Annotated in this window: 25 protein-coding genes; all 25 read left to right on the top strand. The window is 35.2% G+C overall.

All coding sequences use genetic code 11. The features are described from left to right. Positions 1–9: 9 nt before the first annotated feature. The 25 genes from ACPEEM_RS08375 to ACPEEM_RS08255 all read left to right on the top strand — a co-directional run bounded on the left by ACPEEM_RS08375 (position 10) and on the right by ACPEEM_RS08255 (position 22,917). Positions 10–729, top strand: a complete 720-nt coding sequence (locus ACPEEM_RS08375; RefSeq protein WP_424401709.1) for a pentapeptide repeat-containing protein — start codon at positions 10–12, stop codon at positions 727–729. Between the two features lie 301 nt (positions 730–1,030). Beyond that, a complete protein-coding gene (locus tag ACPEEM_RS08370) occupies positions 1,031–1,762 on the top strand; it encodes an RHS repeat-associated core domain-containing protein (protein ID WP_424406639.1) in 732 nt (243 codons plus the stop codon). Positions 1,763–1,789: 27 nt separating this feature from the next. Next, complete coding sequence (locus ACPEEM_RS08365; protein ID WP_424406637.1) at positions 1,790–2,188, top strand: NTF2 fold immunity protein; 399 nt, start codon at positions 1,790–1,792, stop codon at positions 2,186–2,188. 434 nt (positions 2,189–2,622) lie between these two features. Further along, on the top strand, positions 2,623–2,853 hold the full coding sequence (locus ACPEEM_RS08360) for an imm11 family protein (RefSeq protein ID WP_424406635.1): 231 nt from the start codon (positions 2,623–2,625) through the stop codon (positions 2,851–2,853). A gap of 82 nt (positions 2,854–2,935) precedes the next feature. Next, positions 2,936–3,508, top strand: coding sequence for a hypothetical protein (locus ACPEEM_RS08355; protein WP_424406633.1), 573 nt, complete (start codon positions 2,936–2,938; stop codon positions 3,506–3,508). Positions 3,509–3,680: 172 nt separating this feature from the next. Then, positions 3,681–4,067 carry an NTF2 fold immunity protein gene (locus tag ACPEEM_RS08350; RefSeq protein WP_424406631.1) on the top strand — a complete coding sequence of 129 codons (387 nt, stop codon included), beginning with the start codon at positions 3,681–3,683 and terminating at the stop codon, positions 4,065–4,067. 440 nt (positions 4,068–4,507) lie between these two features. Beyond that, complete coding sequence (locus tag ACPEEM_RS08345) at positions 4,508–4,900, top strand: NTF2 fold immunity protein (RefSeq protein WP_424406629.1); 393 nt, start codon at positions 4,508–4,510, stop codon at positions 4,898–4,900. A gap of 347 nt (positions 4,901–5,247) precedes the next feature. After that, positions 5,248–5,775, top strand: coding sequence for a hypothetical protein (locus tag ACPEEM_RS08340; protein ID WP_424406627.1), 528 nt, complete (start codon positions 5,248–5,250; stop codon positions 5,773–5,775). 230 nt (positions 5,776–6,005) lie between these two features. Next, complete coding sequence (locus ACPEEM_RS08335) at positions 6,006–6,635, top strand: hypothetical protein (RefSeq protein WP_424406625.1); 630 nt, start codon at positions 6,006–6,008, stop codon at positions 6,633–6,635. Between the two features lie 73 nt (positions 6,636–6,708). Continuing rightward, on the top strand, positions 6,709–7,089 hold the full coding sequence (locus ACPEEM_RS08330; RefSeq protein WP_424408249.1) for an SMI1/KNR4 family protein: 381 nt from the start codon (positions 6,709–6,711) through the stop codon (positions 7,087–7,089). Between the two features lie 98 nt (positions 7,090–7,187). Next, positions 7,188–7,820 carry a hypothetical protein gene (locus tag ACPEEM_RS08325; RefSeq protein ID WP_424406623.1) on the top strand — a complete coding sequence of 211 codons (633 nt, stop codon included), beginning with the start codon at positions 7,188–7,190 and terminating at the stop codon, positions 7,818–7,820. A gap of 2,065 nt (positions 7,821–9,885) precedes the next feature. Then, positions 9,886–10,683, top strand: a complete 798-nt coding sequence (locus tag ACPEEM_RS08320) for an ankyrin repeat domain-containing protein (protein ID WP_424406621.1) — start codon at positions 9,886–9,888, stop codon at positions 10,681–10,683. A gap of 321 nt (positions 10,684–11,004) precedes the next feature. Then, the gene (gene tssI / locus ACPEEM_RS08315) at positions 11,005–13,878 is read left to right on the top strand and encodes a type VI secretion system tip protein TssI/VgrG (RefSeq protein WP_424406619.1); all 2,874 of its coding nucleotides are present in this window, start codon (positions 11,005–11,007) and stop codon (positions 13,876–13,878) included. Then, complete coding sequence (locus ACPEEM_RS08310; RefSeq protein ID WP_424406617.1) at positions 13,868–14,689, top strand: ankyrin repeat domain-containing protein; 822 nt, start codon at positions 13,868–13,870, stop codon at positions 14,687–14,689. The genes tssI and ACPEEM_RS08310 overlap by 11 nt, the downstream gene beginning before the upstream one ends. 158 nt (positions 14,690–14,847) lie before the next feature. Further along, positions 14,848–15,648, top strand: coding sequence for an ankyrin repeat domain-containing protein (locus tag ACPEEM_RS08305; protein ID WP_424406615.1), 801 nt, complete (start codon positions 14,848–14,850; stop codon positions 15,646–15,648). A gap of 163 nt (positions 15,649–15,811) precedes the next feature. Further along, complete coding sequence (locus tag ACPEEM_RS08300) at positions 15,812–16,561, top strand: ankyrin repeat domain-containing protein (RefSeq protein WP_424406613.1); 750 nt, start codon at positions 15,812–15,814, stop codon at positions 16,559–16,561. 163 nt (positions 16,562–16,724) lie between these two features. Beyond that, complete coding sequence (locus ACPEEM_RS08295; protein ID WP_424406611.1) at positions 16,725–17,456, top strand: ankyrin repeat domain-containing protein; 732 nt, start codon at positions 16,725–16,727, stop codon at positions 17,454–17,456. 163 nt (positions 17,457–17,619) lie between these two features. After that, the gene (locus ACPEEM_RS08290) at positions 17,620–18,369 is read left to right on the top strand and encodes an ankyrin repeat domain-containing protein (RefSeq protein ID WP_424406609.1); all 750 of its coding nucleotides are present in this window, start codon (positions 17,620–17,622) and stop codon (positions 18,367–18,369) included. A gap of 163 nt (positions 18,370–18,532) precedes the next feature. Next, positions 18,533–19,279: a hypothetical protein gene (locus ACPEEM_RS08285; RefSeq protein WP_424406607.1), complete on the top strand. Its 747-nt coding sequence runs from the start codon at positions 18,533–18,535 to the stop codon at positions 19,277–19,279. A 40-nt stretch (positions 19,280–19,319) separates the two neighbouring features. Continuing rightward, positions 19,320–20,090: an RHS repeat-associated core domain-containing protein gene (locus ACPEEM_RS08280; RefSeq protein WP_424406605.1), complete on the top strand. Its 771-nt coding sequence runs from the start codon at positions 19,320–19,322 to the stop codon at positions 20,088–20,090. A 499-nt stretch (positions 20,091–20,589) separates the two neighbouring features. Further along, positions 20,590–20,772, top strand: coding sequence for an RHS repeat-associated core domain-containing protein (locus ACPEEM_RS08275; protein WP_424406603.1), 183 nt, complete (start codon positions 20,590–20,592; stop codon positions 20,770–20,772). Between the two features lie 655 nt (positions 20,773–21,427). After that, on the top strand, positions 21,428–21,940 hold the full coding sequence (locus ACPEEM_RS08270; protein WP_424406601.1) for a hypothetical protein: 513 nt from the start codon (positions 21,428–21,430) through the stop codon (positions 21,938–21,940). Then, positions 21,941–22,294: a hypothetical protein gene (locus ACPEEM_RS08265; protein ID WP_424401693.1), complete on the top strand. Its 354-nt coding sequence runs from the start codon at positions 21,941–21,943 to the stop codon at positions 22,292–22,294. Further along, a complete protein-coding gene (locus ACPEEM_RS08260) occupies positions 22,287–22,604 on the top strand; it encodes a DUF4176 domain-containing protein (protein WP_424406599.1) in 318 nt (105 codons plus the stop codon). The genes ACPEEM_RS08265 and ACPEEM_RS08260 overlap by 8 nt, the downstream gene beginning before the upstream one ends. 1 nt (position 22,605) lies before the next feature. Beyond that, a complete protein-coding gene (locus ACPEEM_RS08255) occupies positions 22,606–22,917 on the top strand; it encodes a DUF4176 domain-containing protein (protein ID WP_424401691.1) in 312 nt (103 codons plus the stop codon). The last annotated feature ends 582 nt before the right edge of the window (positions 22,918–23,499 follow it).

The following is a 23,499-nucleotide window of genomic DNA, read 5'->3' as shown; positions in this document are numbered from 1 at the left end:
ATGGCTAAAATGAGATTTGTAAACTTTAAAGATTGTTCCGTCTATTCTAGATGGACAGATTTAGAATTAAAAGAAATTAATAATTTTTTGTTTGCTAATAGAAATAATTGGAAGAATAAAAATATTGAGAATGCATTTTTATTGAAATTTAATAGACCATTGATTAATGAAAAGTTAGATCTAAGAGGTTTTTACTTTAATGTTGGTGTAAGTTTACAGTTCTTGAAAAATATAGATTTTTCTTATTGCAATACAACTAAATCATTTAATTCTTGTCAGGAAAAAACCAATAAATTATATGACTTTAAATATGGACTGGGATTTGTTGATTGTATAATCGATAATTGTCGTTTTCACTATTCTGAGCTTACTGGGTTTGTTAGAAGTAAAATATCCTCTTGTGAATTTGACCATGCAGTGATTGATGGAGTCGGTTTAGGTAGAGAAAATATATATCATTGTAGTTTCCGTCATGCAAAATTTAAAAAAATACTACTCTCTCGAATTACTTTTTTAAATTGTGATTTTTCTAATGCTCAATTTGATGGGCGTTGCGATGTTGAATATTGTAAATTTATAAATTGTAATTTTACTGACACAAAATTCGGTACCACGCTTTTAAAACAGTATGCTGGGGTAGATAATTTTTTGAAATGTGAGTTTATTCATTCACCGTTATCATCAGAACAGAAAAATAAATTATCTGAAACAATTGTGATAACGGATTAATGCTTAGGTTTAATTTTAGATATTACATTAATGCCCCCCTCCGATGCCGCTCATTTATAACGAGTGGCGTACTCTTTTTCTTCACAACAAGCGGTCATTTTCTCTCTAAATTTTGCACTTTTTTAGAATAAAGTGCCCCCTTGTAGTCTAGTAGCACAATTCAAACAAAGGTTACCGCTACGACAAAGCTGGCAGATTAACCGAAAAAACCGAAATCCGAGACGGTTTTCGTAAACAAACCACCTACTTCCGTTGGAATGCCAATAATCAACTCACGGGCATTACCAACAACCAAGGCGAAGTGTGGTATTATCAATACGATGCCCTTGGGCGACGGATTTCAAAAGCATGTCCGCAACAACAGCTGAAAATCACCTACCCGTGGGACGGCGACCAACTGGCTTACACTCAAACCGTTAAACAAGACAAACAGATAAGCCAACGCCACAATGTGTTTCATGGCTGGCAACTCATCGCCCAACAAGACCGTTATGAGCAAAGCCAACAAACCCTAGACGGCAATAAAACCGAATGGAAAGATGAAAAGCGGAGCTTATGGGGCTTACTGTTCCCGAATGCGTATCGCAAAACCAGCCCGCTAGACCCACAGCTTTTATTTGCAGGGCAATATTCCGACCAAGAAAGTGGCTTAGCCTATAACCGCTTTCGGTATTATGACCCAGAGAGTGGGAATTATATTTCGAGTGCCCCGATTGGGTTGAATGGTGGGGAGAGACCGTTTGGGTATGTGGGCAATCCGCTAGATTGGGTGCAACCGTTGGGGGTGGCGGTTTGTCCGACTTTAGTTAGAGATGATTTAGATCGAATAACGGAAGCAAGAGTAACGGTAACAAAAGAGATGATTGGCACTGGGACTTTAGCAAATAAATCTGCTCGTGATTATGCCAAATCATTAGGTTTACCAACAGATGATGCAGGACATATTTTGGCTAAAGTGTTAGGTGGTCAAGGCGGAAAAGGAAATAGGAATTCAATATGCTGTATTCAAAGACGGTATAAAAATATTAGATGAATAATTCCCAAATTAAAGAGGTAATAAATGGAAAACGCAAAAAAAATATTATTTGATTTTTTTGATGAAATGTATTTATGGAATAAATATGCTTATCAATATACACAAGAAAATGGGTTTGGCATCGAAACTCAAAAAAAACTACTTTCAACCTTAGAACCAATAGTTAAAAAATTTTGCACTAAGAAAATCAGTGAAAAGATTTCTATAAAATGCTCAGAAATCCCAAAGTATGATAAAAACAATCTTATCTTAGAAAAATGCGATAAAATTAATAAAAATAAAATAATATTTTACATACGAGAGACAAATAGATCTAAGAGTCTTTATAAATATACTCTTATTAATAAAGATGAAATATGGCAGATAGATAAAAAAGATTGGTTTGTAGAATTTGATAACAAGTGGGAAAAACATTATATCTAATGATTAAGATCCCCATGGTGCTGCTTGTTTTATTCCTCAAAACTTTTTCAAAACCCACCGCACTTTTTACCAATAAATTCATCCCAAAACTGTACCTCAATTCATCAGTTAAGTACAATAAATCATCAAAATCTCGTTACAAACTAAGTTAAACTGTGAAAAAAGTGTCGCGAGAAAGAATATCCACAAGTTCACTATATTCTTCCAGATAGAAGAATAAAGACAGAGAGTGGAGTCAGCATGTGATGGATGAGCTAAATAAGATGAAAACCATTTTAACTAACGCACCGAGAAACAGTGATTGGAGAACAGTACTATGACAAAAATATATGAATTGGCTTCTAGTTATGGCGAGCTTTCCTCTTTTATAGAAGATTATCCTGATGGTCAAGAAAGCATTATCGGGATTGCGATGAGGAGAAGGTGGCAACCTTTTGACAAAAGGGATATTGGATTTAGAGCATTCTGAATATAGAGTTTATCCAAAGGAATTGGTTATTGAAAAAGCGGTCTTGCTCAAAGAGAAAATCCCTGATGACTATCTATTTACCATTGAAGAAGATATTTCAAGGATTTTTGTCACTGAAAAATTTAAACAATTAGTGGAAGAGCATGGGCTGATGGGCTTTAAATTTGCAGATTACAATGAAATTGAGGTGAGATAGGGAAAGATAGCGCGTGATGACACATAAAATAGAGATTAAATCAAATACAAAGTAAATGTACAGGTTAAGGAGATATACATTTATGAATGTGAATAGTCTTTTGCAAGACTTCGTTAAGCATTTTTATTTAAGCAAAAAGATGGATGGTGAACTGCATTTTTCTGAAGAAAAATTGCTTGAGAGAGATGAAAAATTATCAGGACAATTATTGGAGTATTATCAGCACCTTTCTTTTGAGGGAGAATGTTATTTTGGTAATCGTTTCTTTAATTTAGTTTTTTTACCATATCTATCAGAAGCAACGGAACCAGAAACTTGGGCTTTAGATGATAATCAACTTTTTAACCAAAAAGATTACATGATTTTTGCACACAATATGTTAGATGAAGCTATTTTTTGTGATGTGCGAGATCAGGATTGTCCTGTGTATAGCTTAATTTCTGGAAGTAGCGAAGTGATGAAGTTAAGTAATAGTTTATTTGATTTTTTATCTTTTTATATTGAGTTAACAAAATTACAAGCGTTAAGTTTTAAATATGAGGTAAGAGAACAAAACCTGAAGTTGAAAAAAGAGCTTGTGGATGATGTTTATTTAATGATTAATAAATTTTTTTGCGATGATATTAAAGAAAATTTAATAGAGTTTATTTTTTAATTAGTCTTATATAAATAAAGGGAAAATGCATTTTCAAATTAACGTCAACTAGAAGTTAGCAATATAAAAAGATTGGAATGATCATTTCGTAAAATCTAATAAAATTAGATAGGGTATATTTCATAAATTCTCGCTTTTAGATACTTTAAAATTTACACATTAAGAGGTTATTATGTTAGCAGAAGATGTTTTCGTGGCTTTTATGAATGAAATGTGTGAGTGGGAATCTTACGCTATTAAAATAGGATTGTCTGATAATATTAAAGAACATCAAGGAATAGTCGCTAAAATTTTTGAAAAATATTGTACTGTACGAAGTAGGAAAACAGGAAAACCCAATATTCTATCAGCGAGTGCTATTTCAAACTATGATCTCGTAACTCAGCCTATATATAATATTGAAGTTGGTTTAAAGAAAACGATTATATATACAAAACAAACTAATAAAGCTGAAAATAATTTTAAATATGTACTTGTTTTTAAAGAAAATAAATGGCTTATCGATAAAAAAGAAATTAGCTATGATGAGGGAGAACATTGGGAACGAGCTATCTTATAATATTATTGTTTCCCATAATACGGCTTACTTGTAATAAGTGGCTTCATTTCTTACTACCATCAACAAACAGTCACTTTCTCTTTTACCTGTTGTAAAAGTTTGATGAGTACTGACTGCTTGTTTTTATTTCTCAAAACTTTCCCAAAACCCACCGCACTTTTTTCCTCTCAAACTCAAAAACTGTCTTAGAACTGTACGCTAACCCTTTAAATCAGTACAATAAATCAACAGATTATATTGCCTAAAGGTGCAGGCATAATCCGTTGGGCTTAGTGTGAAGGGTAGAGGAAGTTATAGAATATTGAAGAAATAAATCGGAGAAAACTAGGTAAGAACGATAGTTCTTTAGATCTAAAATGGACAAAAAGTTTTAGGACAATTATTTAAAAAAACCAAATAAGAGAGGTGCTTATGGAAAAATTAGTCTTGAAAATTTAAATTTGGCCAAGAAAACCTTGCTTGATTTTTTTAAAGTAATAAACGCGTGGAATATTAATTCATATAACCTAATACAAAAAGAAGGTTTTGACGAAAAGATTAATGCCGAGATCATCTCCAGTTTAACACCTATTATTAATCAATACTGCACGCCCAAGTTATCTAAAAGTATAACTGGACACTGCTCAGATATACCTGGCTATGACATTCATTTCTTATCTATTGATAAATATGAAATAGTCACAAAAAATAAAATATGTTTTTTTATTACGGAATCAAATAGAACCAAAACCACATATCGATATACTATGGTATATAAAGATGAAAAATGGCTAATAGATAGAAAAGATTGGTTTGACTCATTTGATAATAAGTGGAAAAAACATTATATCTAATAATTAAGATCCCCATGGTGCAGCTCATTTGTAACGATTGACTTGTATTTTTTGCCACACAGAACAAGCGGTGATGTGCTCTTTGATTTTTCAGCATTGATAAAAGCAGTTGTGAGAGTCGTCGTTTGTTTTATTCCTAAAGCCCCAGATGGTCATAAATCAGGTCATGTCGTTGAAGTGCACCTAGTTGGCTGTAGTTTGAAAAAACCTTCGCAAACATTGCAAACAGAATATGGGGATATTTACCTGTATCTAGAGGACGTAAAGCAATTACAGATATTAAAGGTTCTCCTGCTTATAATGGAGAAGATGTTATTTATCATTCATAGGATAGGTAGGCTAAAATAATGAGTAAACAGATTAATTATTATATGGATCTTGAAACAGAAAAAGCCTTTTTAGCTTATGTAAAAGAATTGGGTGGGCAATTTATTTTTCACCGTGATTTTACTAATTATTTTAATGCTGAACCTGAAGATTTTAGAACAGAGCAAGGATATTTGCATGGTTATATTTATAAACCTAAATTTGGCGACATAAAAATAAAAAAACTTATTGCTATGGCATCAGGACAAGAATTTGAACATGTTGATGAATTATATTCCCCATTAATCGAATTTAGGAATTCAATTTTAAGGTTAAGCGAAGGAAGAATTTCACCAGGACGTCTTTATATGCAAATAAAATATTGGGAAGATGGCAAAGAAGTAAGTAAACCCAAAGAGGTTGATGACTTTTATAAAAAGTTAGTGAACTGGATAAAAAAATATTTACCTTATCAAACAGTTGAAATGTATGGCATTACTCGAAAAGAATATATCTCAGATACTCTTTTACAACTCGTTAAGGCAGGAAAGATCAATAAGTTTTTTTAATATCAGCGTTATCTTCCAACCCCTCTATTATAAATATGACATTATCCGAGATAAAACTTGTTTAATATTTCCCTCCACAAGGGGAAAGTGGGGTTATCGTTATGAATCATGTATATCCGATAGCATATAATGGTAATAGAGATGATTTAAATTGACAAAGTTTAACTCAAGCTCAGAATAGGAATACGGATAGTATAGTACTTTAATAATTTTAAGAATGAGAGAATGATATGCAATATTTAGAAGAACTGAATTCAGGATGTTCACCAGTAATTAAAAAAGCGGCAAAGCAAATCCTAAAAGGACGCTTAAAAGGCTATGGTTCTTACTTACATGAGGCATTAGCTGGTGAAATAGAAAAACCGAAGGCGTGGGAAACACAGATGTATTTAATTCATGCCCTTGCAGTGACAGAGTGTGTAGAGGAAATTGATTATTTAAAAGCACTCCTCAATCGAGATCATCCTGCTACGGTAATTTATTTTGCTCTCACGTTAGCGATTGTGTATTTAGAAAATGCGGAATCAGAAAATTTATCTTTTGTTTATGATGCCTTAGCATCAAATAATACCTTGAAAGCTGCAGGTGCTTGTGCAGCGTTGTATGCAAGGAAAATGATTTTGAAGGATGAGGATTTCAAAAAAGTGATGAATTATATTTCTCAAGCACATTATTTAAAGAATATGACTCAGGTCATTAGTCCATTTATTTATATATTGGCATCCTCATATTTATATTCAGAACAGAATCGTCATGAGATAGTATTCTTTGCTAAGCAATATGAAGATCGTCAACTTATTCGTGATATTTTAAATGATGTAAGTAAAAATAAAGATGGCAAGAGAATCGGCCCTTTTTGATTGAGTAAATAATGAATAAGTTTAATTTAAATGCAATATTTTAATTTGCTAGGGGTATTTAATGAATTAAACAATATTACTAAATAAGGGTTTTGAACTAAATAAACCTGCAGATATAAATGTAATACGAGAAGTAACGAGAAATCATAATTTTACGCTCCTTCATTCCTATGTAAAGTTTCTTCTTATATCTAATGGATTACAGGCAGAACACTTTATTTTATTAGAGATTGAGGAGATTTTTCTGCGAAATAAAGATTATGAAATAAATTTTTACCTTCCAGAATATATTATGATTGGAGATAATAATGGCGGTGTTGCGATTCTAATGGAATATAAGACAGGGCATATATATGCTAACGGATTAGGCTCTTTACTGTTAGATGATCTAAAATTTCAAGCGAAAAGTTTAGAAGAATTTTTATTAAGTGAAAATCCTTCAATACAATATTAGTTTAGATTGACACTAAATCAAGTAGTGGCATGTATGATATTGAAAGTTTATCAAATAATAGTGTTTTCCATGTTTTAAAATATGAATAAGGAAAGGTTATGTCAAAAGAAACGAGGAAAGTATTTGAAGAGAGTTTACGTGATAAATTCAAAGCACGTTTTGCTAAGGATAAATATATCAAGGTCAAAAAGAATAAAATTACCATTGATAAATCTGCAAATGGTTGTGGGGAGCTATATCTCCAATATTCTGTGAGTGGTAAAGGTTATATTCTTCATGTATTTGTTGATTTGCCTGAATTCACGAATTTTTTAGAAATGCATGAAGTGAATTATAAAACAAGGAGCTCACCTATTGGAGCAAAATCTTTTGCATATAGTTTATTAACCCTAAATAAATCAGACGAAAATAACTTTTCAGGTGATGATTATGGTACGGTGCGTTTGCCCGATATGTTGGATGAGGTGCCAGCGGTTGTGGATTATGTTTATGACAAGATAATGACCATTTATATTGAGCGAATAATGGATATTTTATTATATAAAGAAAATGCCATTTATAATGTGATTAAACATCCAGTTAATTATTCTTATCCTTTCTTATTTATCGTTTTTGTTTTGCAAAAGAATAATCTTAAAAAAATTGACGGTGTAGATTTGTGGGCGTTAGCAGCAGATAGCAATTTTGGAAATATTGAGTTTAACCAAAAGGTTTTAAAGCAAATAAGTTAAATAATATTTGTTATTATAAAGTGGGCTATATAGGAATTTATCTCTCTTTTTCATCATTGATAAAACGTGTTGTAAGAATCATCGCTTGTTTGACTCCTCAAAACTTTTCCAAAACACACCGCACTTTGTTTATGGTTTAATCGCCTTTCAAATCAGTAAACTGAATGGATTATTTAACAATGCGTGAAATGATGAGGTTTGATTATGAGCAGAATCGGAAAGCGAAAAGAATGCCATTCATTACAGAAATTAAAGGCATCTTTTCTCTTTTTATTCGGTGAGTTGACTATGTGGATTGGATTAAAAGTCTGTACAAGTTGATATAAATTCTGGCGATATTATGACAAGAGTTTAGTTTAAAGTGAGGTTTGTGATGATTAATTATCTTCATTATTTTTTATGCTTATTTATAGGTTTCTTAGTTTTTTATAAAAGAAATGGTAAATATTTTTACTGGGTATTTATTATAATTTCGCTACTGTTAGTGTTGGTTGTTTCTTTTAGTATAATCTACCAAAGATTCTTTCCTTCTTATTTTTTTGATGTTTTGTTTAAAGAAGTATTCATATATTACGGGGTTTATTTTATGAACTTTGTGTTTATGTGTATGATTAAAATTATCTGGGGTAGCGTTTTAACAAAAACCCCCGTTGATTTAGAAAAAAGCAGAGTGAAATATCTTTATATATTTGTTTATGGTTTTGGCTACATACTTTGTAATGTGACTATGAATTATGGGATTTGGTTAGCCGAAAAGTAAGCCAATTAGATGATGTGGTTGAGTTAAAAGTAACAGGAAAAGTATATAGGGGAATAATATCTATGGCGAAATTAATGTCAAAGCTAAAGTCCCTTGGTTGAAGCAGAAGTCAAAGAGAGTTTACATCTCGTTATCTTAATGTACGAGTGCCCTATCGTCCTATGGCGGTACTGCTGGTTCAGTAGATGGGGATTTTGGAGGAAAGGTATTTAAAGCAGTCGCAAGAGAGGGGCTTAGCAGGGAGATAGCACTGCAACTGGGTTAAAGGCTGATTTAGAGATCGATGTTAATTATGGCTCAATAATAAAAGATTTCAATGAGAGGTTTAGTGATGATTAATTATCTTCATTATTTTTTATGCTTATTTATAGGTTTTTGGGTTTTTTATAAAAGAAATAGTAAATATTTTTATCAATTATTTTTTATGATTTCTCTGTCATTGGTTTTGATTATTGTTTTGAGTAAGATATATAAAAGTTATAAGCCATTACCATTATGGTATATTAAGATCTTGTTGAAGGAGGTTTTGATATATTATGGGGTTTATTTTATGAACTTTGTATTTGTAATTATGATTAAAATTATCTGGGATCGAGTTTTAACAAAAACCCCCGTTGATTTAGAAAAAAGCAGAGTGAAATATCTTTATATATTTGTTTATGGTTTTGGCTACATACTTTGTAATGTGACTATGAATTATGGGATTTGGTTAGCCGAAAAGTAAGTCATCTTACCATTAGGCAGTGTAGTTGATTAAGGATAAAAATTTTTACATTCGTTTCTTGCCCCTGAGCTTACGGGTATTTTGTGAGGAGATGAAGCCGACCGTTGTAAACCAAATGATCATGATGTTTATCAAATAGATTCTGAATGAGCCCATTACTCAGGAGAAGATTGGTATGCATGACAAGAAGTTGGTTGGAATAAACTAGATTTCCTATCTTATAGATTAGGAATAAAAAGAGGTGGAGCAACCCTTCATTTCGGTAGCGTATCAAAAGGTTGTATTACTGTTTCTAAAGAAAGCAATTTAATAAGAATAATTAACTTATTAGATAGAGAATAGAAAGATAAATATTCAAATACTTTATAGGTTACAAGATGAAATTTAATTTTAAGTTATTTTTCATCAAAGGAGTAATCTATGATTAGCCAACAGAAAACTATTGCCTCTTGGTAGTGTTATTCGTATGCAGGGTGTGGCAGAGGATGAGAAATTAATGATTATTAATCGGGTGGTATTAGGAAAAAATAAAAGAGTCAGGTCATGTGGATAATATACAGTCGATTCTTTAAGGAGTGGTGATGAGATTTTTATATTGCTTATTTACTTTATTCTTAATTGGGGGTTGTATGCCAGAAAGTTACCCATTAGATGGATTTAGCGAAGAACAAAAAGTCTTGGTCAAAGCGATTAAAGCGGCGGATGTTGATAAGGTACGAGAGTTAGCAGCGAAGACAGATTTGGATTTAGTCTCTGAAAAAAGTGTGCCGTTACTGACGGCGGCAATTTATGAAGCATTGGGGGATTTAAAAAGCAATAAGCCAACTCGTCATTTGCAAGTGATTACGGAATTAGTGCGAGCAGGTGCACCAGTGGACAAGCGGGGAGATTTTGGAGAAACACCATTAAGCTTGGCATTAATGCAGGAACATCCCGCACTGTTAAGAGCGATGTTGGAAGGAGGATTAGATCCGAATTTTAGGATCCAAAATAGTCATGGTGGTACTCCTATTATGTTTAGAGTATTAAGTAACTATAAATTGGAGTCGGTAAAACTGTTAGTAAAATATGGGGCGGATATGGATTTAATGCTTAGTAACGGAGAAACTTTAGCTCATGAAGCAATAACGGTAGCTCCTCAAGTTGCATATTATTTGGTGTCTATAGGTGCCACTATCCATAGCAAAAATAAATTTACGGGCAAAACGTTTGCAATGTCTGTATTCAATGAAGAAAAATCCCTCAAAGAAGATGTTGATGATGTGAAAAGCGGACGATATAAAGGAAATTTAGAGGTTATTCAAGGTGATTTAGACGCGGTACAAAAAATCAAAGCGATTATGATTGAAAAGGGAATTGAGTGGCCGCCGAAGCAATAAATAAGCCTACAACGACAAGGGGTCAGAAAAGGCTAAAAAAATGCAAAGGGAAACGCATTTTATTTGGGATGGCTCGCATCTTGTACAGGAAATTGACATCAAAAATGACCGCACTTACTGCTACATTTATACCCACCCGAGTAGTTACGAGCCGTTTGACTGTGCATACCTAATAATCCTTGGTGAATAAAACGAGCACATTGAGCCATGTTCAAGAAATGGGGATTCTGGCTATTTATACAGACAACTATCACCTAGTTGCATAATGTTTTTGAGGCTATAAAATAAACAGAATTATTTTATAGGATTAAAGGGAATGCAATGTCAATGTTAAAAGATGTCTCGTCCTCATTAAATCAGTTATCAGGCATAGCGGCCACTACAAAGCAAGAGAAATTATCTGTCAAACTGAGTCAAGCGGAGCGAGTGGTATCGCAAGCAAGTGATGCTTTGAATTTAGTGGAAGGCTTGGTGAGTGGAGCGACAATAAGTCGTTTGTTGTCCTTGTTTGGTATTCAAAGTGACCCGAGGGGTCTTCAATTTACCTTGGAAGTGCAGGGGTTACCAGCTAGTGCCTTAGGGGTCTTGTCTTTTAAGCTGACGGAGAAATACAGTGAGCTGTACTGTTTATCGTTGAAATTAACGAGTTTGGATTCAGGGATTGATTTTAAATCGGTGGTTGATAACAGCGTGAAGTTTAAAGTTTGGCAGAACGGAGAGCTTCTTAGACAAGTGAATGGCATGGTGGTGAGTTTTGAGCAAGGCGATAGCGGTTCCAGTCAGACACATTATGGGATGGAAGTGTATCCTGATTTATGGCGAACGACGTTAAGGAGAAATTCGCGGATATTCCAACAACAAGATATCCAAAGTATAGTCAGTACGTTGCTGACAGAGCATGGCATTGTGGACTATGCATTTGTTTTCCGAAATTCCCATCCTGTCCGAGAATTTTGTGTTCAGTATCAAGAGAGTGACTTTGATTTTCTTCAGCGCTTAACGGCGGAAGAGGGGATATTTTATTATTTTGAGCAAGGAGATGGACAACATAAGGTGGTTTTTAGTGATAGTGCGGAGACATTATCAGAGAAAGTGGGCTTATCGTATAACGTGAACCGCAATGCTCAGTTACAAGAAAAAGTGGTGAGTGGTTTTCGTAGACGGGAGCAGGTAAGGCCATCGAGTGTTAAGTTAAAGGATTACACCTTTAAGAAGCCGAGTTGGACGGCACAGTTTAGTCGATTTGCGACAGATATCGAGAATCAGAGGGCGGGTTACGAGCATTACGATTACCCGGGACGTTTTAAAGACGAAGCACAGGGAAAGGCGTTTACACAATATCGCTTAGAGAGTTTACGCCATGATGCGCATTTGGGGCAGGGGGAGAGTAATGGTCCCTCATTGCAGGTGGGGAAATTATTAGTGTTAAGGCATCACCCGAGAGCGGAAAATAACACGGCGTGGCAATTAATTGAGATTATCCATGAAGGCAGACAACCGCAATCGGCGGAACAGGAGTCTGGTGGGACTGGGACATATTACGATAATGCATTTCAAGTGGTGCCGAGACACCAGACTTGGAGACCGAATCAACGGACAAAGCCGAGGGTGGAAGGACCGCAGATAGCGATGGTAGTGGGCCCGAAAGGGGAAGAGATTTACACGGATAATTATGGACGGATACGTTTACAATTTTTATGGGACAGATATGGTCATCATGACGACCACAGTTCGTGTTGGATAAGGGTGACCCAACCGTGGGCGGGGAAAGGCTGGGGGATGATAGCGATACCACGAGTGGGACAGGAAGTGTTGGTGGATTTTTTGGATGGAGACCCGGACCAGCCAATCGTGACGGGACGGACGTATCATGCGAATAATCTGCCGCCGGGTGCGTTGCCGGGTGCGAAGACGCAGATGAACCTAATGTCGCAGACATATAAGGGAGGTGGCTATAACGGGATAATGATGGATGATGCGACGGACGGACAGAAGTTGGATTTGCATGCACAGCGGGATATGAATACGGTGGTGTTGAATGATAGAAGCACGACGGTCATGAATAACCATCTCGAATCTATTGGAGAAGACCAAAAGATAACCATCAAACAAAACCGAATCAAAAGCATAGGCGGAGATGAAACCCTATTAATTGGGCAGGATTCCACCACGGTCATTGGGGGAGATTATGTCTTATTAGCGGGAGAAGATATTTTACTGGAGTCGATATCGGAAGATATTACCTTAGAAACACAGAATGCAAAAATGGTGTTATCGAAAGATGGTCATATTGATTTTATGGCGAAAGACATTTTCATCATGGGAAATAAAGTGACGTTCAATCCAGGTGGTGGAGTGGATTCAAGTAAAGCTTCGGAAATGCGAGATGATGAATTTGAAACTATGGAAAATGCAGTTTTAGGAGCATATTTAAGTAATGAAGTGTATACAGATAGGGGGCAACCTTTATCAGATGACTTTAAAGCCAAATATCCAGATGTAGAGGAAGTATCGGACGAGGAATTGATGGAAATGGGAATTAATCCTGATATGTTGGAAGATAAAGATAGTGATTTCCAAGCAAATATCTATAGGCAAGGAAATAAATATTTCTTAGCATTTCGAGGTACAGAGAGCCTTAAAGATGTGAAAGCTGATGTGGATGGTGCGGTAGGTAAAATGAATGCACAGTTTGAAAGAGCAAAAGAGCTAAGCGTTGCTTTAAATTATGTACTTCCACCTAATGCGAAAATAATAGCTGTGGGACATTCCTTAGGCGGTGAATTAGCTTCAATTGCAGGTTTAGCGACAGGAGTGCCAACTTATACTTATAACTCGGCGGGTTTGCACCCCAAAATTATTGGGGAGCTTGAATTGGATAGAGCAAATGAAAGCAATATCACAGCATTTTATACCGATAAAGACGAGTTAAATTTATTTCAAGACAACCGTAAGGTAGCGGTGGGAGCGGTATTAGCAACAGGTGCCAAATTCCCTATTGCCTATGCGGGGCTTGAAACTGTTTCAAATATAGCGTTCGACCATAGTTTGACAGGGATTGCAGTGGGAACCTTGTTTGGAGATGATGTACCGCAAGCGATTGGGAATCGAGTGAAGCTGAACACAGGCACAGGGCATACGATTACTGCGACTAAAGAAATTGAACGGGAAATTAGGAGTTATTATGCAAAGTAAAATTAGCAAAATGATGAAATCCATATTTATTATATTTACATTAGGAGTTTTTTCTATGAATAGCCATGCAAACGACACTTCAAAAAACAAAAGATTTCCAGCGGAAGATTATTTTTCAGGTAATAGATTGGAGATGGGGCAAGCAATTTATAAAAACGATAAGGAACAAGTGGAGAAATTATTAAAACAAGGAATTGATATAAATGCGTTATCAGATAAAGAAGATGGTTTTACCTATTTGATGTATTCGGTATTTTTAGATAACCGTTTCGAGATAGCAGAGTTATTATTAAAATATAAAGCGGATCCAAATAAAGTATCAAGAGATTTATCCAAAAATAAAAAACGTTATGTTTATTATTTACCTTTAACATTTGCTTCAGAGAGATTGCCAATAAAATATATGGAGTTATTATTAAGATATGGGGCAAAAGCGAATTATGGTTATATTGATGAGAACGGTAGGATGCCCTTAAATGCAATGTATCCTATCAATGCGGCAGTTCGCTCGTCTTATATTTTATGGGAATGGGAGCGAGAGGATTTTATGAATGATATTAAAGCGAGAGTGGATTTACTGTTAAAGTATGGAGCAGATATTAATTCTAGGGGTTCTTTAGGTAAAAGTGTTGTTGAATTTTCACTAAGTAACCCTGAAATTATTTTATATTTAATGGATAAGGGGGCAGATCATAAGATTTATGGCCAAAAAATTCTCAGAGGTGCAAAAAAACTTTTAAAATCAAATCACAATAATATGAAATTAAGAGAAATAATAAGACGCTTAGAAGCTTTAGGTTATAAAGAATAATATTATTATTTAGCGATAACAAGGGGGCAGTTTCGAAGAAAATTTTGCAAAAAATTTAAAGAAATGTCCCCTTGTTTTTTTGTAGTAAATAAAATTAAAGTGATTGATACGCTTAGTGGAGAACTATCAAAAACCAAGCAAATAATAGGAGGTTGGTAATGAAGCGTTTCTTTTTTATTTTTATGCTATGTATTGGATTAGGCGGATGTATGGATAATAGTTACCCATTAGACGGATTTAGCGAAGAACAAAAAGTTTTGGTCAAAGCGATTAAAGCGGCGGATGTAGAAAAAGTCAAATCCCTTGCAAAAGTGACTGATTTGGAGCTAAAAAGCGAGCAGAGCATACCGATTTTAACGGCAGCGATGTTTGAAGCGATGGGGGATTTAAAAAGCGATAAGCCAACTCGCCACTTACAAGTGATTACGGAATTAGTGCGAGCAGGTGCACCAGTGGACAAGCGGGGAGATTTTGGAGAAACACCATTAAGCTTGGCATTAATGCAGGAACATCCCGCACTGTTAAGAGCGATGTTGGAAGGAGGATTAGATCCGAATTTTAGGATCCAAAATAGTCATAGTGGTACTCCTATTATGTTTAGAGTATTAAGTAACTATAAATTGGAGTCGGTAAAACTGTTAGTAAAATATGGGGCGGATATGGATTTAATGCTTAGTAACGGAGAAACTTTAGCTCATGAAGCAATAACGGTAGCTCCTCAAGTTGCATATTATTTGGTGTCTATAGGTGCCACTATCCATAGCAAAAATAAATTTACGGGCAAAACGTTTGCAATGTCTGTATTCAATGAAGAAAAATCCCTCAAAGAAGATGTTGATGATGTGAAAAGCGGACGATATAAAGGAAATTTAGAGGTTATTCAAGGTGATTTAGATGCGGTACAAAAAATCAAAGCGATCATGATTGAAAAGGGAATTGAGTGGCCGCCGAAGCAATAAATAAATCTATAGCTACAAGGGGTCAGTTTTATAAACATTTTTGTAAATGTGCAAAAAAAGAGATGAAACTGACCGCTTGTATTTTCACCGTATGGAAAAGGAGAATGGAATAATGAAACGGCTATTTTTTCTCTTGATGTTGAGCTTTGGATTAGGCGAATGTATGGATAATAGTTACCCATTAGACGGATTTAGCGAAGAACAAAAAGTCTTGGTCAAAGCGATTAAAGTGGCGGATGTTGATAAGGTACGAGAGTTAGCAGCGAAGACAGATTTGGATTTAGTCTCTGAAAAAAGTGTGCCGTTACTGACGGCGGCAATTTATGAAGCATTGGGGGATTTAAAAAGCGATAAGCCAACTCGTCATTTGCAAGTGATTACGGAATTAGTGCGAGCAGGTGCACCAGTGGACAAGCGGGGAGATTTTGGAGAAACACCATTAAGCTTGGCATTAATGCAGGAACATTCCGCACTGTTAAGAGCGATGTTGGAAGGAGGATTAGATCCGAATTTTAAACTCAAAAACAATCATAATGTACCTATTATTTTCGAGGTGCTAGATAATTATAAAATGGAATCGGTAAAGCTTTTGGTCAAATATGGGGCAGATATTGATGTGCAAAGTAGTACTGGATTAACTCCTGCTCATTCTGCCGTAACAGGTACAGCAAAACAGGTGAGTTATTATTTGGTATCTATAGGGTCTGATATTAACAATAAAAGTAAATTTTCAGGAATAACTTTTGCAATGTCTGTCTTTAATGCAGAGAAATCCTTGCAAGAAAGTATTATTCGTATAAAAAGCGGAAAGTCGGAAGGCTATTTAGAGGTAATTGAAGGCAATTTAGAAGCGGTACAAAAAATCAAAGCGATTATGATTGAAAAGGGAATTGAGTGGCCGCCGAAGCAATAAATAAATCTATAGCTACAAGGGGTCAGTTTTATAAACATTTTTGTAAATGTGCAAAAAAAGAGATGAAACTGACCGCTCTTATTTTCACCGTATGGAAAAGGAGAACGGAATAATGAAACGGCTATTTTTTCTCTTGATGTTGAGCTTTGGATTAGGCGAATGTATGGATAATAGTTACCCATTAGACGGATTTAGCGAAGAACAAAAAGTCTTGGTCAAAGCGATTAAAGTGGCGGATGTAGAAAAAGTCAAATCCCTTGCAAAAGTCACTGATTTGGAGTTAAAAAGCGAGCAGAGCATACCGATTTTAACGGCAGCGATGTTTGAAGCGATGGGGGATTTAAAAAGTGATAAGCCGACGAAACGGTTGCAAATTATCACAGAATTGGTTCGAGCAGGGGCAAACGTAAAACGGGGGGGGATTTTTGATTCTCCTTTAGATATTGCCCTTGCCCAAGAGCACCCTGCGTTATTAGAGGCAATGCTTGCAGGTGGGCTTGATCCAAATTTAAAGGACGAATATTCATCGATAATTTTTGAGGTGCTGAGTAACTATAAACTTGACCTAGTAAAGGTATTAATAAGATATGGAGCAAATATTGAATCTACAAGTTCATCGGGGAAAAATCCTGCTCACGCAGCTATTGTGACAGCACCTAAGGTTTCTTACTATCTGGTTTCGATTGGTGCAGATGTACACAATGTGGATAAGTTTGGAAGAAGTTTTGCCATGTCTGTATTTAGAATGGAGAAATCGCTCAAAGAAGATGTTGATGATGTGAAAAGCGGACGATATAAAGGAAATTTAGAGGTAATTGAAGGCAATTTAGAAGCGGTACAAAAAATCAAAGCGATTATGATTGAAAAGGGAATTGAGTGGCCGCCGAAGCAATAAATAAATCTATAGCTACAAGGGGTCAGTTTTATAAACATTTTTGTAAATGTGCAAAAAAAGAGATGAAACTGACCGCTTGTATTTTCACCGTATGGAAAAGGAGAATGGAATAATGAAACGGCTATTTTTTCTCTTGATGTTGAGCTTTGGATTAGGCGAATGTATGGATAATAGTTACCCATTAGACGGATTTAGCGAAGAACAAAAAGTCTTGGTCAAAGCGATTAAAGCGGCGGATGTTGATAAGGTACGAGAGTTAGCAGCGAAGACAGATTTGGATTTAGTCTCTGAAAAAAGTGTGCCGTTACTGACGGCGGCAATTTATGAAGCATTGGGGGATTTAAAAAGCGATAAGCCAACTCGTCATTTGCAAGTGATTACGGAATTAGTGCGAGCAGGTGCACCAGTGGACAAGCGGGGAGATTTTGGAGAAACACCATTAAGCTTGGCATTAATGCAGGAACATCCCGCACTGTTAAGAGCGATGTTGGAAGGAGGATTAGATCCGAATTTTAGGATCCAAAATAGTCATGGTGGTACTCCTATTATGTTTAGAGTATTAAGTAACTATAAATTGGAGTCGGTAAAACTGTTAGTAAAATATGGGGCGGATATGGATTTAATGCTTAGTAACGGAGAAACTTTAGCTCATGAAGCAATAACGGTAGCTCCTCAAGTTGCATATTATTTGGTGTCTATAGGTGCCACTATCCATAGCAAAAATAAATTTACGGGCAAAACGTTTGCAATGTCTGTTTTTAATACAGAGAAATCCTTGCAAGAAAGTATTATTCGTATAAAAAGCGGAAAGTCGGAAGGCTATTTAGAAGTAATTGAAGGTAATTTAGAAGCGGTACAAAAAATCAAAGCGATTATGATTGAAAAGGGAATTGAGTGGCCGCCGAAGCAATAAATAAATCTATAGCTACAAGGGGTCAGTTTTATAAACATTTTTGTAAATGTGCAAAAAAAGAGATGAAACTGACCGCTTGTATTTTCACCGTATGGAAAAGGAGAATGGAATAATGAAACGGCTATTTTTTCTCTTGATGTTGAGCTTTGGATTAGGCGAATGTATGGATAATAGTTACCCATTAGACGGATTTAGCGAAGAACAAAAAGTCTTGGTCAAAGCGATTAAAGTGGCGGATGTTGATAAGGTACGAGAGTTAGCAGCGAAGACAGATTTGGATTTAGTCTCTGAAAAAAGTGTACCGCTATTAACAGTAGCTATTTATGAAGCACTGGATGACATAAAAAGCGATAAACAGACAAAAAGGGTGCAAATTATCACAGAATTGGTTCGTGCTGGAGCCCCTGTAGAGCAGCGGGGGGCTTTTACGGAGTCCCCTTTAAATATGGCATTGATGCAGACTCACTCTGTATTATTAAAAGCAATGTTAGAGGGTGGTCTAGATCCTAATTATAGGCTCAAGAAAAACTATAATTTACCTATTATCTTTGAAGTACTTGGTCATCATAAGTTGAATTCATTGAAACTATTAATAAAATATGGTGCTAATATTCATGTGGAAAATAGTGGAGGGCAGACACCCTTTGAAAAAGCCCTTATGACCGCTCCTCAAACAGCCTATTTTCTTGCCACTTCGGGGGCAAATCTTGAAGGGATAAGTAAATTCACAGGAAAAAGTCTTGCAATGGATGTTTTTAATGAAGAAAAAAGCTGGTTACAAAGTATAGAAAATATAAAAAGCGGAAAGTCGGAAGGTTATTTAGAGGTAATTGAAGGCAATTTAGACGCGGTACAAAAAATCAAAGCGATTATGATTGAAAAGGGAATTGAGTGGCCGCCGAAGCAATAAATAAGCCTACAACGACAAGGGGTCAGAAAAGGCTAAAAAAATGCAAAGGGAAACGCATTTTATTTGGGCTGGCTCGCATCTTGTACAGGAAATTGACATCAAAAATGACCGCACTTACAGCTACATTTATACCCACCCGAGTAGTTACGAGCCGTTAGCACAGCTGGAATTGACTAAAAACAGCGAGAATCCGACCGCTTGCACGACCTATTATTACCACACCGACCAAATTGGCATGCCGAGAGAGTTAAGTGATGAGCAGGGCAAACTTTGTTGGTATGGGGATTATACGGGTTGGGGTAAACTCAAGTTGGAACAGAAACTTGAGGAAAATGTTCATCAACCTTTCCGTTTGCAAAACCAATATGCCGATGAAGAAACGGGTTTGCACTACAACTTCTTACGTTATTATGAACCGAATATCGGGCGTTTTACAACGCAAGACCCGATAGGGTTATTGGGTGGGAAGAATTTGTATGAGTTTGCACCGAATGTGAATGGGTGGACGGATCCGTTGGGGTTATGGAAATATCATGGTAATTGGTGTGGTCCCGATTGGACTGGGGGAAGAGAGGAAAGTTATGGTAAAGAACGAGATCATAATGGATACTATTCAGCACCAATAAGCCAACTGGATTCAGCGTGTAAACAACACGATATTTGTTATGCACAGTGCAGAGAGACTTTTCGTTGTAATGGTGATGGAAAGGAATCATGTATGCAACAATGTGATAATGATTTGGTTTCTGCTTCTAAAGCTATTGATAATGAACAAAACTCCTCTAGTAAGGAACGTCTAGGATTAGAATAAGCCATTGGCTTACATTTAGGTGTTGAATCACTACCAGAACAGTCTTGTCCAAATTACAATATTGAAAAGTTAAATCAACGTTTTCCTATAATCATGTAACATATAGAAATATTATGAAAAAATCATTTTGTATTACAAATGTCATATGTTTTTTATTTTTAATATTAATAATGTATGACTGGGCGGCAATAATTTTATTTATTGATTTTTGTTTTCCTGTTATCCCTGTTTTATTTTTTATAAGAGATACTGTAAGTGAGTACATTTTTTTATCGATAGTTATATGCTATGTGTATGTTTATGGATTGTCTTTGTTTTTGTGTTATTTAGCATCGTTTATAAATAAAATATCAAAAATAAATTTTTATTTAATTGTTTTATTGTTGTATGTTTTTTATTGTTTTATCGCATATTTAATCTCTGGTTTTTTCTAGAGATAATATATTTAGCGAGGCAAGTTTTGTTGGTATGGGGGTATACGGGTTGGGGTAAACCCAAGTTGGAACAGAAACTTGAGGAAAATGTTCATCAACCTTTCCGTTTGCAAAACCAATATGCCGATGAAGAAACGGGGTTGCACTACAACTTCTTCCGTTATTATGAACCGAATATAGGGCGTTTTACAACGCAAGACCCGATAGGGTTGTTGGGTGGTAACAATCTATATACATTTGCTATTTAGACGTTGCATTGACTAAGGAAAAAATATGAAAGTTCTGTTTTATCTGTGTTTCACTGTGGTTTTTGTTTTTATGTTTTTTCTGGGTAAATTTTTTTCTATGATGATTTCTATTATAAAAATATATCAAGTGAATTGCTTGGCAAGCATATTGATACCCTACAAAAGGATTTAAATATTGATTATAAGTACCATTTTGAAATTAAGAATTTCATTGGTTATCCTTATAAATCCTTTCTTAAGGGATGTTGGAGAGGTTATTCACTTACAATGTATTACAATAAAAAACAGGAAGTTGAAACCATAGTAAATAAAATTACGTATGAATGCTATGGTACAACTTATTTATATAAAAGACAGGTTATAACTAATCATGATAATTATATAAATATGTATATATGGCCTATAGTTTCTATAGAATACAGATTGCATTAACCTCCTGTTTTTAGGTGGAATAATCGGCAAAGTGCGGTCAAAAAACGTCAAAATTTACCAAGTGCCAAAAGCCTGTTTATCTGAGATGGCTCACACTTAATACAAGCAAAATGCCCAATCAAAATACAGCCATATCTACACATTCTTGAGCAGTGTGCAATCATCGAATAGCTTTGCAGGGGAAGGAGAAATTAGCCTTATTTCGCAACAAAGCCCGGGGATAATGGATGCACAATCGAAAATCTTGACTGCACAGGGAAAAGCGAGCATTGATACCAATAAAGAATCTGCACAGGCATCGGGTTCTGCGGCAGTAATGGATATAAGTGCAAATACCAGTGACAAACAAAGTGGTTTTAACAGTAAAGTAGGCAGTTTGGCAGGAGAGACTGAAGGCAGGTTCGGATTAGATGGCGTTGGAGGTAAAGGAAAAGTAGAGGTTTCTGCTGTATCGCTGGATGGTAAATATGGTGGAAAATATGGATTTGATGGAAAAGCTAGTGCTCAAGCCTCGGCTATTTCGGGAGAAATGAAAGGATGTATAGGAACCAAGGATAGTTGGATGATGGTTTGTGGAAAGGTTGGGGCTAATGCTGGTCCTGCATTTGATGCCGGAGGGAGGGTAATTTGGGGCAATAATAAAGAAATATTCGAATTTGGAGCAGAAGTAAAAGTTATTGGAGGCGTGGAAGTTGACGCTCAAATAAATTGGAATAACATTAAGGAACGCTTTTAAATGTTAGTTGTATTGAGTGCTATATTAATTATTTTATTATTTCATCTACGTAGTAACCCCAAGATACTTCTTGTTATGTTTTTATGTATTATTTTATTAATAAATTTCATTTTAAATATTCCTCGGGAATTAAAAGAAGGCTGGATGTATGATTTTGTAGCCTTGTTATCTATTTTATTCGTTTATATTTTTCTTTTAATCGGAGTTAACCTAACGATGAAAGTGCTAACAAAGTTTAATCCAAATGGACTTAGATATAAGAATATGATAAGACAAGTATATTTTTCTTTTTGTGTATTCGTAGCTTTTTTTGCTGTATATATGTTTTTCATCAAAGGAGTAATCTATGACTAACCAACAAAAACTATTGCCTCTTGGTAGCGTTATTAGTCTGCACGGTGCAGCGGAGGATGGGAAATTAATGATTATTAACCGTGTGGTATTAGGACAATCGAATGGTGAAGAGGGGTATTTTGAATATGCAGGCTGTCCTCATCAAATGGGAGCAATAGGGGAAAAATTCTTCTATTTTAATACTGAAAATATTGAAAAGGTGCATTTTCTAGGTTTCTCAGCTGATGTGGAAGAAACGGAGTTTCAGCTTCGTTATCAAGCATTTTTGGAGAACAAACCGTTGAAGAAATTAAGTTTAAGAGGGGAATAGAATGAAGGTGCTCCCGTTAGGTAGTGTAGTGACCTTAAAAAATGCGAAAACGCCGGCAAAGTTTATGATTGTGGTTAGAAATGGATTATTGTCGATGGATGGCGTTATGGGGTATATGGATTATGTGGCGTGTTTGTATCCAGTCGGGTTTCAAGATAAGACACATTATTTTAATCAAGAAGATATCTCGGAAGTGTTATTTGTTGGATATGTGGATGATTTTGAACGGAAATATCAAGCTGACTATGAAGCAAGAATGAAAAAGATACAGTCGAAATATCCTAAATTAAAAGTGAATCATAAAGTTGAGTGAAGAATGTAATCCCCTTGCAAAGGGGGAGATTCCTTTGAATATTTATAAGGTTAGGATGGGGAAAACGGTGGTTTTCCCCATTATCTTAACGGCAATACTGATGGAATAAGCGGTGAAGCGACTAATAGACAGGAATAATAAGGTGTTAACTGCCATTTATGCGGTGAGTTGGCAATGTGCCTTGGGTTAAAAATGTGTGTAAGCTGATATAAATGCTGGCGATATTTTGATAAAAGTTTATTTTAAGGCGTGGTTTTGTGATGATTAATTATATTCATTATTTTTTATGCTTATTTATAGGTTTTTTAGTTTTTTATAAAAGAAATAGTAAATATTTTTATCAATTATTTTTTATGATTTCTCTGTCGTTGGTTTTGATTATTATTTTGAGTAAAATATATAAAAATTATAATCCATTACCATTATGGTATATTAAGATCTTATTGAAGGAGGTTTTAATATATTACGGGGTTTATTTTATGAACTTTGTATTTATGTGTATGATTAAAATTATCTGGGGTAGCGTTTTAACAAAAACCCCCGTTGATTTTGAGAATAGTAAAATAAAGTATATTTATATCG

The sequence above is a fragment of the Pasteurella pantherarum genome (genome assembly GCF_049670885.1).
Taxonomy (GTDB): Bacteria; Pseudomonadota; Gammaproteobacteria; order Enterobacterales; family Pasteurellaceae; genus Pasteurella.
This window is presented reverse-complemented; position numbering and strand designations above follow the sequence as displayed.